Origin of the sequence: Nocardioides sp. CCNWLW239, from assembly GCF_037137035.1 — a bacterium.
Lineage (GTDB): Bacteria > Actinomycetota > Actinomycetes > Propionibacteriales > Nocardioidaceae > Nocardioides.
Map to the genome: position 1 here is coordinate 1 of NZ_JBBBNW010000003.1, position 15,843 is coordinate 15,843.

Genomic DNA, 15,843 nt, shown 5'->3' on the forward strand with positions numbered 1-15,843 from the left:
TTGGGCACAGCACACATCCTTCCAGCAGCACCTCTCGGCACCACAGATCAGATGTCACCTAGCCCTGCAGCAGTCCCTAGAGCTCGTTGGTATGGCCGGAGTAGCGGGCGAGGAACGAGACTGCGGCCAGTTCGGCGGTCGTCATTGACAGGGGCTGGAACGGCAGCTGCTTCGATGTGGTGGGCATGGGGCACCTCACGCGACGATCAATGGCGATGCCTGCCATGCTCGCCGCCAACACGGCGAGGCGCTCGAACAGATCAAAGCTAACGATGTTGGGGCCAGCGCCGCTGTCGGCGGTAGGACGCACGTCCGTCGACGCGCGGATCGCGGTGGCGTGCCCCTGAGATCCGCGCAATTCGGCACGACCGGACTTCCTATGTGGACCCTCCTGCCTGGCTCACGGGACTCTAGACAGTCCATTTCGACAGATAATCGTCAAACCGCCTGGTCACCCACGCGTCCAATTGCTTCCTCCGGGCTCACCCTCGGAAGGCCGAGCCCTTCGCCGATCGGTCGGCCACCCGCTCCACGATGCGGTCGACAACCCGCTTGGTGTCCTTCCATTTCATCGCTAGGCGATCGTTGTCCATGCCGTGCTCGGCCAAGATGTCCCGAAGACCTTCGAGGTCGACCGCAGAGAGTCGCTGCCGGAGCAGGGTCTCTTGCCCTTCGGCGTAAACGGCGAACGGGTCGAACGGCCCTGGGTTTCGGCGATTGCCAGCCCGCTTCGTCGAAGCGCTGGCGCCCGCTGATTTGGCAGCCTCTGGCTCACGCAGGGCCTTGGACAGGGCGTTAGCGAACCGCGGACCGCGGCTGGCTTCTACGGCCACTGCGGTGAACACGCGGCTCAGCCGTACGGCTAACTCGGGATCCCGGGCAGCCACCCCCACTAGCGCGTCGCTTAGGGACTGGACCTCGGGCTGCATGTCGGCGCGGACCTCCGCGTCCCCCTCGTCGCTCAGCCGCGTCACAGCTTGCCCTCTACCATGTCAATGAACTCCTTCGTCAGAGCGTGGAAATCGTTGAAGCGGCCCGAGTAGCCGTACTTCTGGCGCAGCGTCTGCGATCGGACGTACTCTGCCGCCGCTGCCACGTCGTTCCCCTCGGGGATGATGGACTCGAAGACCGCGGGCAGGTTCGGGTCCTTCTCCAGACGGTCGACCGTGTTCTGGTGAACTGTGGAAGCAGCTCGGTACTTTGACACGATGACGCCGATCTCTTCGATGTCGTGGCCGATCCCGTCCGCAAACTCGGCAACCCGCTTCTGGATCTGCGGAATGCCGTAGGTCGACAGCACGTCGGGGATCGTCGGGATGACGTATCCGCCCGAGATCCGCAGGCCGTTCAGGGTGACGATTCCGAGGTTCGGCGGGCAATCTACCAACACGTAGTCGTAGTTGTTAAGGATCGGTTTGACGGCCTTCCGTAGCAGGTCGGTCGGGTTGTTCGAGAAGAACCGACCGGTCGACATGGTGGCGAGGCGATCCTGAACGTCGATTAGGTCGAGCGACGACGGCAGCAGGTCGACTTGCTTCACGTCCGCCACAGGGCTCACGTTCGTCTGAAGAGTCACGTTCAGGTCGAAGTCGGGAGCCTCCCCCTCGGGCTTGAGTGCATCAGTGAAGAGGGTGGCCAACGTGTGTCCGTCCGCGTTCAGCTTCTGCCACTTCTTCTCGCCGATGAGGATCGTCGTCAGGTTTGTCTGAGGGTCGAGGTCGATGACCAGGACCTTCTTGTGGAACTCCGCCGAGAGGAACTCAGCGAGCGCCGCCGTCGTCGTGGTCTTCCCGACCCCTCCCTTAAGGTTGATGGTCGCGATCGTGTACGCCGCCATAATCCTGTTCCTCCGTTTGAGATACCGCTTGATCTGATCCGCCCGGTACACGGGGCCGCTTCGTAGGTCGGCTGCCGGGCTGGGGAACCGAGCGTCCCGGGCGCGCCAGTTCGACACGACGGTGCGGCTGACGCCTGCCAACTCCGCGATCTCGTAGATGCCCAGAAGATCCGCATCGTCTGGCTCCAATGCACGTCCCCCAATCCGTGTGGCGTGAACGTTATTAACGACCTGCGACTCCAAGTGTGAACGGTGTCCACAAGAAACTCAAGTGATGTCACTGATGTTCACGCGCCGGTCGGTTCGAACTCCGGTTGGAGCGCCTGCGCAGCGCCTGTTGTGAATTGGGAGGTGGGTGGCCAACAGATGCCAACTCAGGGACCGACACGCTGGACTGCGGCCGGTTCAACGGCCTCGTCATAGTGGGCGATGTGGGGCGGCTTGGTCGGGTGTCACCCCGGGGCACGTCCCCAGGTGATCGCCGTGCGTACGGCCGGATCAAGCGCATCCGCGAGGGCGGCATCCGGGCTGGCGCCGAGGGCGCCGTTGATGCTGGAGAACGCGGTGCGCAGCCCGGCGTAGATGGTCAGTGCCACGATCTGCGGGTCGTTGAATCCCGCGTTACGGAGGCGGTCGACGTCGCGCGGCGTACTGCTGCCGGGGGAGCGGGCGACGGTGCGTGCCCAGGCGGCCAAGGCTTGCTCGCGTTCGCTGAACGGCTCCTCGTCGCCGGTGAGGGCGGCGATCGCCGTCTCCGGGCCGGCCCAGTCGGTCAGACGTTGACTCCACGCGACGGCGCAGTAGGAGTCACCGATCGCTGCTGCCTGCGCGAGCACGATCATGGCCTTGTCGCGTGGTGTCAGTCCGGCCGCGTCGGCGGTGGCCGCGAACAGCGCCATGAGCTTCTCGTGCGCCTCCGGCTGATGCGCCCACGCCTTGGTGAGATCCCAGACGTAGCCGTCGTCGGCGAGATCCTCGGCATACATTCTCTCCTGGCCAGCACTTGGCGCAGGTTCCTCCACGAAGGTCACGCACTCAGCAGACCGGTGGGCGCATCACGTCGTGCCGCGTCGCGGTCGGATGTCCCCAGCGTTGGGGATCAGGCCGGTGCCGAAGGCGAGGGCCAGTCGAACTCGGCAGTGGTGAACATCTCAGGCGTGACCCAGGCCTCGAAGAGAGGTACGCCGTCCCAGGCGCCGCCGCGGGCGATCGCGACGACCGCGTGCGGTCGGTCGAAGGAGACCTGGACGTGGCGGATCTTGCGCTCGACGTACTCAGGCCTGGCGGAACCGGCCATCCAGGCCATCGCCGTGACTGCTGCCGCCTTGAAGCCGTGCTGGTCGTAGGAGGCGGTCGCGTTCTGGGCGCAGCTGAACCTGATGCCGCCGTCCTGCTCGGGCAGCCGCGCAGCGATGCCGTCGGCGACCGCCACGACGCCCGGCGCGATGCCCAGGTCATGGGCCGCATCTGCGTTCCAGGCCGGCAGGCGGGTGGTGAAGACGACCGAGTTCGGCTCCGGCGCTTCGTACGCCACGTACTCCCGCCGCTCGCGCTTGACGGTCCACGCATGACCGTCGGCGAGGTCGTCAGGGTGCGAGAGATGAGACACCGCCCCCGCCGCGTACTGCTCGATGACCTCGGCCACGGCCACCCAGACGTCCTCGGCAGGCACATCCGGAGCGGCGATCACCGAGAAGACGTCGACGCCGTCGCGGCTGGCAGGACGAGCCACCGCGACCGGCCCGATCGAGGTCTCGACGATGGCCTGAAGGCTCTTGCGGAGTACGAGGCGGCCGTCCTCGATCGTGAGCGGATCGGTCCACGTCGGCGTGGTGACCAGAGCGGTGGCGAGCAGCAGCATCGTGTCGTCATCGACGGTGACGGGCATCGTCTTGATCAGCTCACGGGTGTGCTCAGCGGCCCAGGCGTTCAGCGTGTTCTGGTCCGGCAGCGGCTCGACATCGACCGGCAGCGCCGCCGTCGGCTCGACCCAGTCGGCCAGCCACGCTCCAAGCGCAGCGGCCACGGTGGGGTGCGCCTCGGCGATGAGCTTCTCGGCGGTCTCGCGCGCCTGCTCAGCCGGCAGTCCGAGCGCCTCGATGATGGCCCGGTCATCCGCCGCCGGAGCGACCAGCGCGAGCAAGAGCCAGAGGCCGGTGTAGGAGATCACCGGCGCGTCAGCAGTGCCGAGCTGCGTCCGGGCACGGTCTGCGTACTGCCAGATCTCATCCACGGCTGCGAGGGTAGCGGGGTCGTCCGGGAAACCAGTAGCACCCACGGGAAGGCATACGTGACGATGACCGTCCCGAGTCCAGCCTGATCGAAGGAGCGCGAGATGAGTCGGACCTCGTTCGTGAGCAGACTCCGAGACCAGGTCGTTCGGCCGCTAGTTCAGAGCGCACTGGCCGAGGACGAGATCCCTGACGTCATGGTGCACGTCGTGACCGGCACGGAGTTCGTGAGCACCTACCGAGAGCCGGGGGAGCCGGGCTGGTCCTTTCCCGACGACGGGCACGAGTACGTCTGGGCGCACGTCGAGCATCTGCCCACGAATGAGGGTGGAGCGTGGCGGTTGGGGCGCTCGGAGGATCTTCATGATCCGTCGGTGCTGCTCGAGGCGCTCCGGCAGCTGGGCTCGGACGTCGAGGACTGGATCTGTGAGACGTCGTTCGGCTGGGGCGAGCAACGTCGCGTCCGGCATCTCGAGCTCGATGACCTGCCGGGATCGCTGTAGGACTGGCAGCATAGGCACCCCGTCACCAGGAGGCCTCATGCCCACCACCGCTACTTTCGTCTCGCCGACCGACGGCACCGAGCTCGCGATCCGGACCTGGGGAGAGGACCTGTCGGCGCCGCGGGGTGTTGTCCAGATCGCCCACGGCATCGCCGAGCACGGGCAGCGCTATGACCGGCTCGCTCGGGCTCTCGTCGAGGCTGGGTACGTCGTGCGGGCGGTCGATCACCGTGGTCACGGCGGGTCGGTCACGTCGGCCGACCAGCTCGGTCACTTCGACTTCGGCGCGCTGGTGGCCGACGTCGAAGCCATGGGCGCGTCGCTGCGGGAGGAATTCTCCGGGATCCCGGTCTTCCTGGTGGCGCACTCGATGGGATCCTTCGCGGCCCAGACGGTGATCGTGGACCGCTCCGACCTCTATGACGGCGTGGTGCTGTCGGGCTCGACCGCTCTCGACGTACTCGCTGGTGCGCTTGCGAGCGCCGAGGGGCCGGCCGGGCTGGAGGCGTTCAACGCCGGGTTCGAGCACCGGACCGGGTATGAGTGGCTCTCGCGCGACGAGGCCGAGGTCGATGCGTACGTCGCGGACCCGTTGTCCGGGTTCGATCTGCCCGACACCGCTGTGCCTCAGCTGTTCGCCGGCGCCGAGCGTCTGGCCGACCCGGCAGCCCTCGGCGGGATCGGCGCCGATCTGCCGATTCTCGTCGTCTCCGGCGACGCCGACCCGCTCGCCGGAGGTGGCGCACTGGTCGAGCTGCTGGGGGAGCGCTATCGCGAGGCCGGACTGAAGGATGTGACGGTGACGCTCTACCCCGAGGCGCGCCACGAGATCTTCAACGAGACCAATCGCGACGCGATCACCGCCGACGTGATCGACTGGCTCACGGCTCGTTCCTGACGAAGCAGCGGCCCACCCCGCGGTGTCGACATTGCGCCATGTCGTGAATCCGCAGTCCGGTGTGTGTTGTGCCAGGCCCGCGGGCTTGCGAACCTCCACAGGTGAATCGACCCCCCACATCCTCCAGGTGGCGCCGACGGCTCGGCGCCGGTGCCGCCGGCCTCGGCCTGCTCGCCGCGGCGCCGACCGTGCTGGCCACCAACAGCGCCTCGGCCGAACCCACTCCTCCCGGCTTGGCCGGCGACGCCACCCACCACGGAGCCGACGGCGGAGGGGAAGCCCACGACGTCACCTTGATCACCGGCGACCGAGTGCGTCTGGGCGAGACTCCCGACGGCCGGCCCACCCTCCAGGTCAGCTACGACGCACCGGCGTCGGGTCCGGTGGAGATCCAGCGGATCGGCGAGGACTTCTACGCGATCCCGCGCGCCGCTCAGCGCTACCTCGCTCAGGGTTCCTTGGACCGCGAGCTGTTCAACGTCTCCAACCTGGTCGAGGACGGCTACGACGACGCGCACGGCGGCATCCCGCTGATCGCCGAGTACGCCGCCCGCAGCCGTGCTGCCACGACGACTCCCCAGGGCAGCGACGTCACCCTGTCGCTGCCGAGCATCAACGGCGCAGCGCTGGTGGCCGACCCCGACCGAGCCGCCGACTTCTGGGCCGACCTCACCACCCCACGGGCCCGGTCCGCGTCCGGCCTCGACGACGGCATCGCCAAGCTGTGGCTCGACGGCAGGGTCGAGGGGAACCTCGACGTCAGCGTCCCGCTGGTCGGTGCCCCGAAGGCATGGGCCGATGGTCACGACGGCACCGGAGCCACCGTCGCCGTTCTCGACTCCGGCATCGACTCGGAGCACCCGGACATCGCCGGCGCGCTCACCGAGAGCAAGTCGTTCGTCCCCGGCCAGGAGATCACCGACCGGAACGGCCACGGCACCCACGTCGCGTCCACCGTGCTCGGTTCGGGAGCTGCGAGCGACGGGGCCAACAAGGGCGTCGCCCCGGGTGCCGACCTCGCCGTCGGCAAGGTGCTCGGCGACGACGGCTATGGCCAGGACTCGTGGATCATCGCCGGGATGGAGTGGGCTGCCGCCCGCGCCGACGTCGTCAACATGAGCCTCGGTGACAGCGCCCGGCACGACCAGTCCGACCCCCTCGCGCAGTCGCTCAACCGGCTCAGCCGTGAGACCGGGGCGCTGTTCGTCGTGGCCGCCGGCAACTCCGGCCAACCCGGCACCGTCAACAGTCCTGGCACCGCCGACGAGGCGCTGACGGTCGCCGCCACCGACGACAGCGACCGACTCGCCTCGTTCTCGAGCGAGGGTCCGCGCAGTGGCGACGACGGCATGAAACCGGACCTGGCTGCTCCTGGTGTCGGCATCACCGCCGCCCGTTCGCAATACTCCTCCGGCAGCGGCCGCTACACGTCCAAGAACGGCACGTCCATGGCCACCCCGCACGTCGCCGGCGCCGCCGCGATCCTGACCGCCGCGCACCCGGAGTGGGACAACAACCGGATCAAGGCCGCACTGATGTCCTCGGCCGTTCAGCTCGACAGTTCGTCGTCTGCCTACCAGGTCGGCACCGGCCGCCTGGACGTGCCGGCGGCGCTCGACGGCGTCGACGCCACCGGGTCGGTCTACTTCGGCAAGCTCGCCTGGGGCGACCCCGTTCCCGAGCCCGTGACCCGCACCCTGCGCTATTACAACGACGGCGACACTCCGCTGACCCTCGACCTCGCCGTCGAGGGTGACACCGGCGTGACCCTCTCCGCCCCGCAGGTCGAGGTGCCTGCCGGAGGCCAGGCCGAGGTCCAGGCCACCGTCGACTTCGCCGACCACCCCGCGCCCGGCCACTTCCTCGGGCAGATTGTCGCCACCGGCGCCGAAGGGTCGTCGTACGCCGGTGTGGAGATCGCGCGCACGACGACCGGCGCCGCCCGTGAGGACGAGCGTTACGACCTCGACCTGACCGTGCTCGACGCGGACGGCACCGGCGCCCAGGCCGCGGTGACCTTCTACCAGTACGGCACCACCAACATCCAGACGTTGATCACCGACCCGGAGACCGGCGCGGCCCCGACCCAGCGGCTGCAACCGGGCGTCTACGCCGCGTCCACCTGGGTCGAGGTCCCCGGGCGGGACGGCCGGCGCGGGCTGGCGCTGCTGCACCAACCGCACATCGAGGTCACCGGCGGCGACCAGAGCATCGTGCTCGACGCCAGCAAGGCCGACCTCGTCGACGTACGCACCCCACGCGCGAGCGTCGACACCGGTCGCCGGGTGGAGTGGTTCCACGATTCGGGCGTGGGTGGGCAGTTCACCTCGTTCACCGTCAGCCAGAGCCCGGCGCTCGAGACCGATCTGTACGCGCTGCCGACCGGCGAGGTCCCCGGTGACCGGTACGCGTTCACGACCCGCTGGTCACGCAGCGCCCCGTTCCTGGACTTGCGCGCCGACGCGCCGGACCGGGTGCCGTTCACCCCGACCTACCAGCGCAACTCGGTGCGCCTGGACGGCGACGTACGACTCGCCGGCGTCGCTGCCGGGACCGGTACTCCGGAGGAGTACGCCACTGTCGACGCCGCCGGGAAGGCTGTGGTCGTCCAGCGGGACCCGGCGATCACCCCGGCGCAGCGCGCGCAGGCCGCCGAGGCCGCCCACGCGGCGCTGCTGATCGTCGTCAACGACGGACCCGGAGTGCTCGCCGAGGCCGCCGGCTCCTCGACGCTGCCCGTCGTCGCGGTCACCACCGACCAGGGCGCGGCGCTGCTGCGCGGAGGTGAGTCCGGCGCCCTCCGGATCAAGGGCGCGGCCGACCGTTATCCCGACTACGGCTACGACCTGGACCGCCAGCTGACCGATGGGATCACCGGCGACCTGGTCTGGCGGCCGACCGAGTCCGACCTGGGCGTCCTCGTCGACCGGGTGCACGACGACCGATCCCGCGCAGTGAGCCTGATCCGCGCCGACTGCCCCGACTATCTCCTGTCCTGCATGGTCGCCGGGATCGACGTGAGCGGTCGCGACGAGCGGGTGACCTACGTCTCCGCCGGCACCGAGTGGTACTCCGAGGCCTATCACGTCGCCGGCCTGCAGCAGCGGGATCAGGTTCGTGTGCTGCAGCCTGGGCAACGGCAGACGCTGAGCTGGTTCGGGATCACCTCGCCGCACCAGGGTCCGGGTTACTGGGCGTCGTACGGCATCGCGAACTCGGTCCGGATCAACATGCCTTCGGCCGGAGGCCCGGGTGAGCTCACCGGCGTCGACGGCTCGGTCAAGGCCAGGCTCTACCAGGGCGACACCCTGCTGCGGGAGGTGAACAGCAACGCGATCCAGCAGCTCGGGATCCCCGCCGTCGACGGCCCGCATCCCTACCGGTTCGAGCTCGACGTCACCCGCGACGCCGAGCTGTGGAGCTATTCCACCGAGACGCACAGCTCCTGGACCTTCCTGCGCGACCAGGCCGATCCGCGTGCTGAGCTGCCCCTGATCCAGCTCGGCTACGACGTACCCGTCGATCTGGCCACCACCACCAAGGCAGGCAGACCGGTCGCGATCGGGCTGTCGGCGCGTCACGTCGACGGGGCGCTGCTGGCAGGCACCGTCGACACGGTGACCCTCGAGGTCAGCTACGACGAGGGCGCCACCTGGATCTCGGTGTCACCCTCCCGCGACGGTGAGGACTGGAGCGCGGTCGTGCGTCCGCCGGCTGGTGCTGCCACCGTCTCGCTGCGCACCACCGCCGCCGACGACGCCGGCAACCACACCGAGCAGGAGGTCATCCGCGCGTTCGGCCTCCGCTGACCGCGCCACGCTCCGCACGACGCCGAGCGGGCCCAGACTCTCCGCTGTTCGAGAGCCTGGGCCCGTTCGCTTGCCGGCGACCACGTCGAAGCGGCCCGCTCGGCGACGACAGATCACCCGCGCGGGTACGGCCTGATGGCGTCGATGATCCGCGACCAGTTCTCCGCGCCGTACCCACGGGAGCGGGCCCAGGAGTAGTGGGCCTGGACGGCGCGGGGGAGGTCGGTGTCGATGCCGGCGGCCTCGCTGGCCTCGACGAGGTGGTCGGCGGTGGCGCCCATCATGGTCACGGTGCTCAGGTGGCCGGGGTGCTGGCCGGCGTCGAGCTGGGCGCCGAGGTCCTCGCCGGCGGCGAGGATCGGCGGGATGTCGGCAATGGTCTGCATCAGCTCGGGCAGGGCAGCCGACGGCTTGATGCCGCCGGTCTCCAGCAGCGCCACGGCGTGGAGCAGCGAGGAGAGGGAGGTGAGGAAGATGTCCAGGTGGGCCTGGTACATCAGCTGGGCGAGCCCCGGGTCCTCACCCAGGTAGCGGACCGACCCGATCCGGGCCAGCGCATCCTCGTGCGGTGACAGCACGTCGGCAGGGCCGCTGACATAGACGTACGCCTCGGGTGTCCCGACCATCGGTGCCGGGACCATCACGCCGCCGGTCAGGAAGCCGGCGCCGTGCGAGGCAGCCCACTCCGCGCCCCGGCGCGTCCCGTCGGGGGACTCGGAGCTGAGGTTGACGATCGTGCGCCCGTTCAGCTCGGAGGTGGCGGAGTCGAGCACGTCGTACATCGCCTGGTAGTCGGTCAGGCTGAGGATGACCAGGTCGCTGGCGGCGACGGCCTTCGCGGGGGAGTCGGCCAGCTGGGCGCCGGCGGCGACGACCGCGTCGGCCCGTGAGGCGGTGCGGTTCCATACGGTCACCGGATGTCCGGCGGAGAGCAGGCTGTGGACCATCGCCTGGCCCATGGGGCCGAGGCCGATGACGGTGACGGGGGTGCGAGATCGATTCATGAGAACCATCTTCGAGCGTTGCGTACGATTGCGGGAGTACCCACTAAATACTGGGGTACTTACCAAATGGTGAGTGAGGAGACAGTCCGTGACGAAGCGCCCCCGAAGCGGTCCCTACATCTGCGGCATCGACGCCGCGCTCGACGTGGTCAGCGGCAAGTGGAAGGGGCTGATCCTGTGGGAGCTCGACGAGCATGGCGTACGCCGCTTCGCCGAGCTGCGACGAGGCCTGCCCGGCGTCAGCGAGAAGATGCTCACCCAGCACCTGCGCGAGATGGAGCAGGACGGGCTGGTGCACCGGGAGGTGTATCCCGAGGTTCCGCCGCGGGTGGAGTACTCGCTGACCGAGCACGGCCGCACCCTCAACGCCGCGCTCGCGCCGCTGGGGCAGTGGGGCATGGACCGTATCGCCCGGGAACGGCCCCGGCTGGTCGAGCATCGCGACGCCGACAAGCTCCCGCGGCCGCAGGAGCCGTCCGCGGCTGCGTCGTGACCTCGATCGAGTCGTGAACTCGCCCCAGCGGGCGAGTGAATGACGTCACATAAGGTGTCGATACCTATCTGCTGATTTGGATGACAAACGACAACCTTGTGAACCTAAGTGAATGATTCCCCAAGAAAGTGAGACCATCGCGGGCGATCCCCGTGACCGGTCTTTCCTGGGCCAGCCTCGCGTCCTGGCCAACCTGTTCGGTGTCGAGCTGTGGGAGCGGTTCAGCTTCTACGGCATGCAGGGCATCCTGGCGATCTACCTCTACTACTCCGTGGCCGACGGCGGTCTCGGTCTCAGTGAGACGGTCGCGCTCGGGATCGTCGGTGCCTACGGCGGCGCGGTCTACCTCTCGACCATCATCGCGGCGTGGGTCGCCGACCGTCTGCTCGGCGCGGAACGTACGCTCTACGCCTCTGCCTGGCTCGTCGTCTTCGGTCATCTCGCGCTCGCGCTGATCCCCGGGATCGCCGGGGTCGGTGTCGGCCTCGTGCTGATCGCGCTCGGCTCCGGTGGCGTGAAGGCCAACGCCTCCTCCCTGGTCGGCACGCTGTACGCAGCCGACGACGACCGCCGCGACGCCGGCTTCTCCCTCTTCTACCTCGGCATCAACCTGGGTGCCCTGGTCGGCCCGCTGCTGACCGGCCTGCTGCAGAAGCAGTGGGGCTTCCACGTCGGCTTCGGCCTGGCCGCGATCGGCATGATCCTCGGCCTGATCCAGTACTCGCTGGGCCGTAAGGCGCTCCCCGAGTCGAGCCGTGTCGTCCCCAACCCGCTCCCCGCCTCCGAGCGTGGCCGCTGGATCGCCATCGCCGTCGGCGTCGTCGCGGTGATCGTGGTGCTCTGCCTGACCGGGGTCATCACGGCTCCGCGGCTGGCCAACATCGTGATCGGCATCAGCGCGGTCGCGGCGATCGCGCTGTTCGCCGTCATCCTCTCGAGCCGGATGATCTCGTCCGTCGAGCGGAGCCGGGTCTGGGCGATGGTCCCGCTCTTCATCGCCTCTGCGGTCTTCTGGTCGCTCTACCAGCAGCAGTTCACCGTGATGGTCGTCTACTCCGACCAGCGTCTGGACCGCGACATCTTCGGCTGGGAGATGCCGGTCTCCTGGGTGAACTCGATCAACCCGGTCTTCATCATCCTGCTCTCCGGGGTCTTCGCGGCGCTGTGGACCAAGCTCGGCTCGCGGCAGCCGTCGACACCGGTGAAGTTCGCGATCGGCACCATCCTGATGGGCATCGCGTTCTGGGTGTTCCTGCTGATGCCGAGCGGCGAGCACACCGTGCCGCTGATCGGCCTGGCGTTCATCCTGCTGCTCTTCACCGTTGCCGAGCTGCTGCTGTCCCCGGTGGGTCTCTCGCTGGCCACCAAGCTCGCCCCCGAGCGTTTCCGCACCCAGATGATGGCGCTCTTCTTCCTCTCGGTCGCGCTCGGCACCGCGATGTCGGGGCGCCTGGCAGAGTTCTACGACGTCAGCGACGACAGCGGGTTCTTCTGGTGGGTCGGCCTCGCCTCGGTGGTCGTCGGTGTCCTGCTGCTCATCGGCAACAAGCCGATCCGCCGGCTGATGGCCGGCGTGCACTGAACCTCGCGACGTACGCGTCCGACGGGATGTCCCGGGCGATCGAGAACTCGTTCGCCCGGGACACGACCACGGAGCCAGGCCTGCCTGGAGGTGTGGGTCAGGCGTTCTTCCGGCGACGGGTGAGGAAAGCCCCGGTGCCCCCGATGCCGGCCAGCAGCCCGCCGACGGCGAGGAGCGCTCCGCTCGGGCCGCCCGTCTTCGGCAGGTTTCCGGTCAGACCGGCATCGACCCGGTTCGGGACCTCGGAGGCGGTCGTGGTGCTGACGTCCTTGACGATCGCCGAGCACTTCTCCGACGTGCTGGTCTCGGTCTCGTACGCAGCGGGGGTGACGACCGTGACCGTCGAGGCCGGCGAGTCCACCACGGTGACGTCCGATGCGGGGCTGTCCTCCACCGTCCGGCTGTCGACCAGATCCCATCCCTCGGGCTCGTCCGCGGTCCAGGATGCGTCGGCCAGGCTCGTGGCCGGCTCCCCGTCCGTGACGAAGTAGAGCGTGACGTCGGGGTCGGTGTAGGCCTCCTTCAGGGTCACGGTCTGCGTGAACTGCTCTCCGATCTGGGACAGGTTCAGCGGGTGGTCCGCGCCGTCCTGACCGTCTTCGTCGGCAGGGGCGTCCGGGATGGAGGTCCAGGCGGTGAAGTGGTCCCACTGCCAGGCGCCGAAGACGGCGGGAGTGGCCTCTTCGACCACGATGGTCTCGGTCCAGGCTTCCTTGTCGATGACGGTCTCGGTCCAGGCCTCTTTGTCGATGACGGTCTCGGTCCAGGCCTCTTTGTCGATGACGGTCTCGGTCCAGGCTTCCTTGTCGACGATGGTCTCGGTCCAGGCTTCCTTGTCGATGACGGTCTCGGTCCAGGCCTCCTTGTCCACGACCGTCTCGTCCCACGCCTCCTGGTCCACGACCGTGACGGTCTCGGTCAGGTCGCCCTCGGCGAAGCGGACCCAGCCCTTGTCGCCGTGCACGTCCTCGCCGTTCCAGTTCGGCGTGTCCAGGTAGCGGATCTTGCCGGTCTCCTTCTGCCGGTAGGCGTAACCACGGCCCTGGACGCGAGTCTCCTGATGGGTGACCGCCTCGTGGTGGACGACGTGGGTCTCGGCGGGGTGCTCGACCGTGTGGGTCTCGGCGGGGTGCTCGACCGTGCGGGTCACGGCCGGGTGCACCACCGTGTGCGTCTCGGCGGGGTGCTCGACCGTGTGCGTCTCGGCGGGGTGCTCGACGGTGCGGGTCTCGGCCGGGTGCTCGATGGTCCTGGTCACCGCGTCGGTGCCGGGCGTGTAGGTCCGGGTGTAGACCGAGTTGCGGAACTGGTCCTCGGTGACGGCCTCGTGGCTCTCACCCGTGACCACCGTCGAGAAGCGGGACTCCTCGTGGGACACGGCGTCGGTGTGCTCCACGTGCGTGACCGCAGGCGTGACCGTGGTGGTCGTCTTCTCGTCGGCGACCTTGACCTGAGAGGTCGCGGTGGTCGTCGTGCAGGCCTGCGCGGCCTGGGCCCCGGGGGCTGCCACGACCGTGGCGACTCCGGCTACGGCTACCGCCGCGAGGCCGAACTTGGTGGAGCTGTGCATGTTCATGGGCTGGTTCCTTCAGGGCGTGTCGTGGTCCGTGTCTGTGGTCAGCAGGCAGGGCTGAGATACCCGGGACCGGTCAGGCGGACAGGGACGCCTGTCGCGGTCGGCCTGGGTCGATCTCGGGTGGATCGTGGAGACCTCTTGACACCGTGGAGCAGGTGCGGCGCGTGGGCCGCCTCGGCGAGGCCTGTGAGAGGAGGGTCTCCCGGCGCAGTCTCAGCGGGTCGAGGTAGTTGTCTTCACCTACCCAATATTGGGGTGGACGGGACCTTCGTCTCTAGCGTTCCTGGCCTGGCTTGGGGCCAAGTGCCCGGCGGTTCGCCGCCGACGGTCGTGCCGTGAGCACGGCGGCGTGGCCACGCACCCCGTCCCGGGTGAACGAGAATTCGTTCGCCCGGGACGGCTGCCAGTCGGCCGGGAGGATCCTCACCAGTTGTAGTCGAGGAACTTCCCGTCGAAGGTGACGACCACCCGGTCGCCGCCGGGGTCGGAGCGGCGAGCGATGTCGACCTTGAAGTTGATCGCGCTCATGATGCCGTCGCCGAACTCCTCGTGGATCAGCTCCTTGAGGGCAGGGCCGTAGACGGCCAGGGCTTCGTGGAAGCGGTAGATCGTCGGGTCGGAGGCCACCCCGGGTGCAGCACCCCGGTAGGGCTGGACCTGCAGCGCCTCGACGACCTCGGGCTCGAGGCCGAGCAGCTCGCCGGCCGCCTCCGCCTCGGCGGCGCTCATCGGGTGCTGGCCGAGGAGGGCGGCGGTGGTCCACACGGGCGCCCGGCCGACGCGCTCGGCGATCTCGGCCCAGGTGATGCCGGCACGCAGCCGGGCGGAGGTGACGGCAGCGGCGGCCTCGGTCCTGCTCAAGATGGGCTGGGTCATCTGCTCAGGCCTCGCTCACGACGGTCGACGTGCTGACGGTCGACTTGCCAGGGGACACCGGCTCAGGACGCGTACGCTCCGTGCCGGTTCGGTGGTGGGTGGCGTAGATGACCAGGCCGACGAAGGTCAGGCCACCGACGAGGTTGCCGAGGATGGTCGGGATCTCGTTCCAGATCAGGTAGTCGCCGACGGTGAAGTCGCCACCGAGCATCAGCCCGGAGGGGAAGAGGAACATGTTGACGATCGAGTGCTCGAAGCCCAGGTAGAAGAAGACCATGATGGGCATCCACATCGCGATCACCTTGCCGGGCAGGCTGTCGGACATCATCGCTCCGACCACACCGGTGGAGACCATCCAGTTGCACATCACACCGCGTACGAAGAGGGTCAGCATCCCTGCGGCACCGTGGTCTGCGTAGCCCAGCGTCCGGCCCTCGCCGATCGTGCCGATCGCCTGGCCGACGGCGTCGGGCTCGACGGAGAATCCGTAGGTGAAGTAGATCGCCATCATCACCGCTGTGGTCAGCGCGCCGGCGAAGTTTCCGACGAAGACCAGGCCCCAGTTGCGCATCATGGCGCCGAACGTGACGCCGGGGCGCCGGTCCAGCCAAGCCAGCGGAACCAGGGTGAAGACGCCGGTCAGCAGGTCGAACCCGAGCAGGTAGAGCATGCAGAAGCCGACCGGGAAGAGCACCGCGCCGACGAGCGGCTCACCGGTCTTGACGCCGATCGTGACCGCGAACGCGGCCGCCAGCGCCAAGATGGCGCCCGCCATGTAGGCACGGATCAACGTATCTCTGGTCGACATGAAGACCTTGGACTCGCCAGCGCTGACGATGCGGCCGGCGAGGTCCTTCGGGGTCACATAGGACATGGGTCGCCTCCTGGGGGACGAAGTGGGCACGTACGACTGGGACCTCGGGTCGCCGTTGACCCACGGCCCATGCCACCACCCGCGGCGACCACCCGGGTAGGCCATCCGCGCACGATCTGCGGCGATCTGCGCGACACCGGACCGGGTTAACCGAAGCGAT

13 protein-coding genes are annotated in these 15,843 nt (G+C 68.6%); 5 read left to right on the forward strand and 8 right to left on the reverse strand.

Going from position 1 to position 15,843, the window contains the following annotated elements:
* Positions 1–482: 482 nt before the first annotated feature.
* The 4 genes from WBG06_RS11800 to WBG06_RS11815 form a co-directional block, all read right to left on the reverse strand.
* A complete protein-coding gene (locus tag WBG06_RS11800) occupies positions 483–974 on the reverse strand; it encodes a hypothetical protein (protein WP_336736947.1) in 492 nt (163 codons plus the stop codon).
* Complete coding sequence (locus WBG06_RS11805; RefSeq protein ID WP_336736948.1) at positions 971–2,026, reverse strand: AAA family ATPase; 1,056 nt, start codon at positions 2,024–2,026, stop codon at positions 971–973. Before WBG06_RS11805 ends, WBG06_RS11800 begins: the two co-directional genes overlap by 4 nt.
* 263 nt (positions 2,027–2,289) lie before the next feature.
* Positions 2,290–2,823 carry a carboxymuconolactone decarboxylase family protein gene (locus WBG06_RS11810; protein WP_336736949.1) on the reverse strand — a complete coding sequence of 178 codons (534 nt, stop codon included), beginning with the start codon at positions 2,821–2,823 and terminating at the stop codon, positions 2,290–2,292.
* Between the two features lie 113 nt (positions 2,824–2,936).
* Positions 2,937–4,070, reverse strand: a complete 1,134-nt coding sequence (locus tag WBG06_RS11815; protein ID WP_336736950.1) for a hypothetical protein — start codon at positions 4,068–4,070, stop codon at positions 2,937–2,939.
* 102 nt (positions 4,071–4,172) lie between these two features.
* Here WBG06_RS11815 and WBG06_RS11820 point away from each other — a divergent pair, with 102 nt between their 5' ends.
* From WBG06_RS11820 to WBG06_RS11830, 3 genes are all read left to right on the forward strand, one after another.
* A complete protein-coding gene (locus WBG06_RS11820; RefSeq protein WP_336736951.1) occupies positions 4,173–4,571 on the forward strand; it encodes a hypothetical protein in 399 nt (132 codons plus the stop codon).
* Positions 4,572–4,608: 37 nt separating this feature from the next.
* Positions 4,609–5,469: an alpha/beta hydrolase gene (locus WBG06_RS11825; RefSeq protein WP_336736952.1), complete on the forward strand. Its 861-nt coding sequence runs from the start codon at positions 4,609–4,611 to the stop codon at positions 5,467–5,469.
* Positions 5,470–5,570: 101 nt separating this feature from the next.
* The gene (locus WBG06_RS11830; RefSeq protein ID WP_336736953.1) at positions 5,571–9,278 is read left to right on the forward strand and encodes a S8 family serine peptidase; all 3,708 of its coding nucleotides are present in this window, start codon (positions 5,571–5,573) and stop codon (positions 9,276–9,278) included.
* A 113-nt stretch (positions 9,279–9,391) separates the two neighbouring features.
* Here WBG06_RS11830 and WBG06_RS11835 read toward each other — a convergent pair whose 3' ends face one another.
* The gene (locus WBG06_RS11835) at positions 9,392–10,291 is read right to left on the reverse strand and encodes an NAD(P)-dependent oxidoreductase (protein ID WP_336736954.1); all 900 of its coding nucleotides are present in this window, start codon (positions 10,289–10,291) and stop codon (positions 9,392–9,394) included.
* A gap of 79 nt (positions 10,292–10,370) precedes the next feature.
* On the opposite strand from WBG06_RS11835, the gene WBG06_RS11840 reads away from it, so the two are divergent.
* Both WBG06_RS11840 and WBG06_RS11845 read left to right on the forward strand, forming a co-directional pair.
* Entirely contained in the window at positions 10,371–10,775 is a 405-nt protein-coding gene (locus tag WBG06_RS11840; RefSeq protein ID WP_336736955.1) for a winged helix-turn-helix transcriptional regulator, read from the forward strand.
* 112 nt (positions 10,776–10,887) lie between these two features.
* Complete coding sequence (locus WBG06_RS11845; protein ID WP_336736957.1) at positions 10,888–12,357, forward strand: peptide MFS transporter; 1,470 nt, start codon at positions 10,888–10,890, stop codon at positions 12,355–12,357.
* A 97-nt stretch (positions 12,358–12,454) separates the two neighbouring features.
* On the opposite strand, the gene WBG06_RS11850 is transcribed toward WBG06_RS11845, so the two are convergent.
* The 3 genes from WBG06_RS11850 to WBG06_RS11860 form a co-directional block, all read right to left on the reverse strand.
* Positions 12,455–13,933: an LPXTG cell wall anchor domain-containing protein gene (locus tag WBG06_RS11850; protein WP_336736958.1), complete on the reverse strand. Its 1,479-nt coding sequence runs from the start codon at positions 13,931–13,933 to the stop codon at positions 12,455–12,457.
* 423 nt (positions 13,934–14,356) lie between these two features.
* On the reverse strand, positions 14,357–14,809 hold the full coding sequence (gene cynS, locus WBG06_RS11855; RefSeq protein WP_336736960.1) for a cyanase: 453 nt from the start codon (positions 14,807–14,809) through the stop codon (positions 14,357–14,359).
* Positions 14,810–14,813: 4 nt separating this feature from the next.
* Positions 14,814–15,683, reverse strand: a complete 870-nt coding sequence (locus WBG06_RS11860) for a formate/nitrite transporter family protein (RefSeq protein WP_336736961.1) — start codon at positions 15,681–15,683, stop codon at positions 14,814–14,816.
* Positions 15,684–15,843 lie beyond the last annotated feature (160 nt).

Bases quoted from the DNA above. Each gene is read 5' to 3' on its own strand.
- WBG06_RS11810 (WP_336736949.1), bottom strand. From the start codon at position 2,823: ATGTATGCCGAGGATCTCGCCGACGACGGCTACGTCTGGGATCTCACC.
- WBG06_RS11820 (WP_336736951.1), top strand. From the start codon at position 4,173: ATGAGTCGGACCTCGTTCGTGAGCAGACTCCGAGACCAGGTCGTTCGG.
- WBG06_RS11825 (WP_336736952.1), top strand. From the start codon at position 4,609: ATGCCCACCACCGCTACTTTCGTCTCGCCGACCGACGGCACCGAGCTC.
- WBG06_RS11835 (WP_336736954.1), bottom strand. From the start codon at position 10,291: ATGGTTCTCATGAATCGATCTCGCACCCCCGTCACCGTCATCGGCCTC.
- WBG06_RS11845 (WP_336736957.1), top strand. From the start codon at position 10,888: ATGATTCCCCAAGAAAGTGAGACCATCGCGGGCGATCCCCGTGACCGG.
- WBG06_RS11850 (WP_336736958.1), bottom strand. From the start codon at position 13,933: ATGAACATGCACAGCTCCACCAAGTTCGGCCTCGCGGCGGTAGCCGTA.
- cynS (WP_336736960.1), bottom strand. From the start codon at position 14,809: ATGACCCAGCCCATCTTGAGCAGGACCGAGGCCGCCGCTGCCGTCACC.
- WBG06_RS11860 (WP_336736961.1), bottom strand. From the start codon at position 15,683: ATGTCCTATGTGACCCCGAAGGACCTCGCCGGCCGCATCGTCAGCGCT.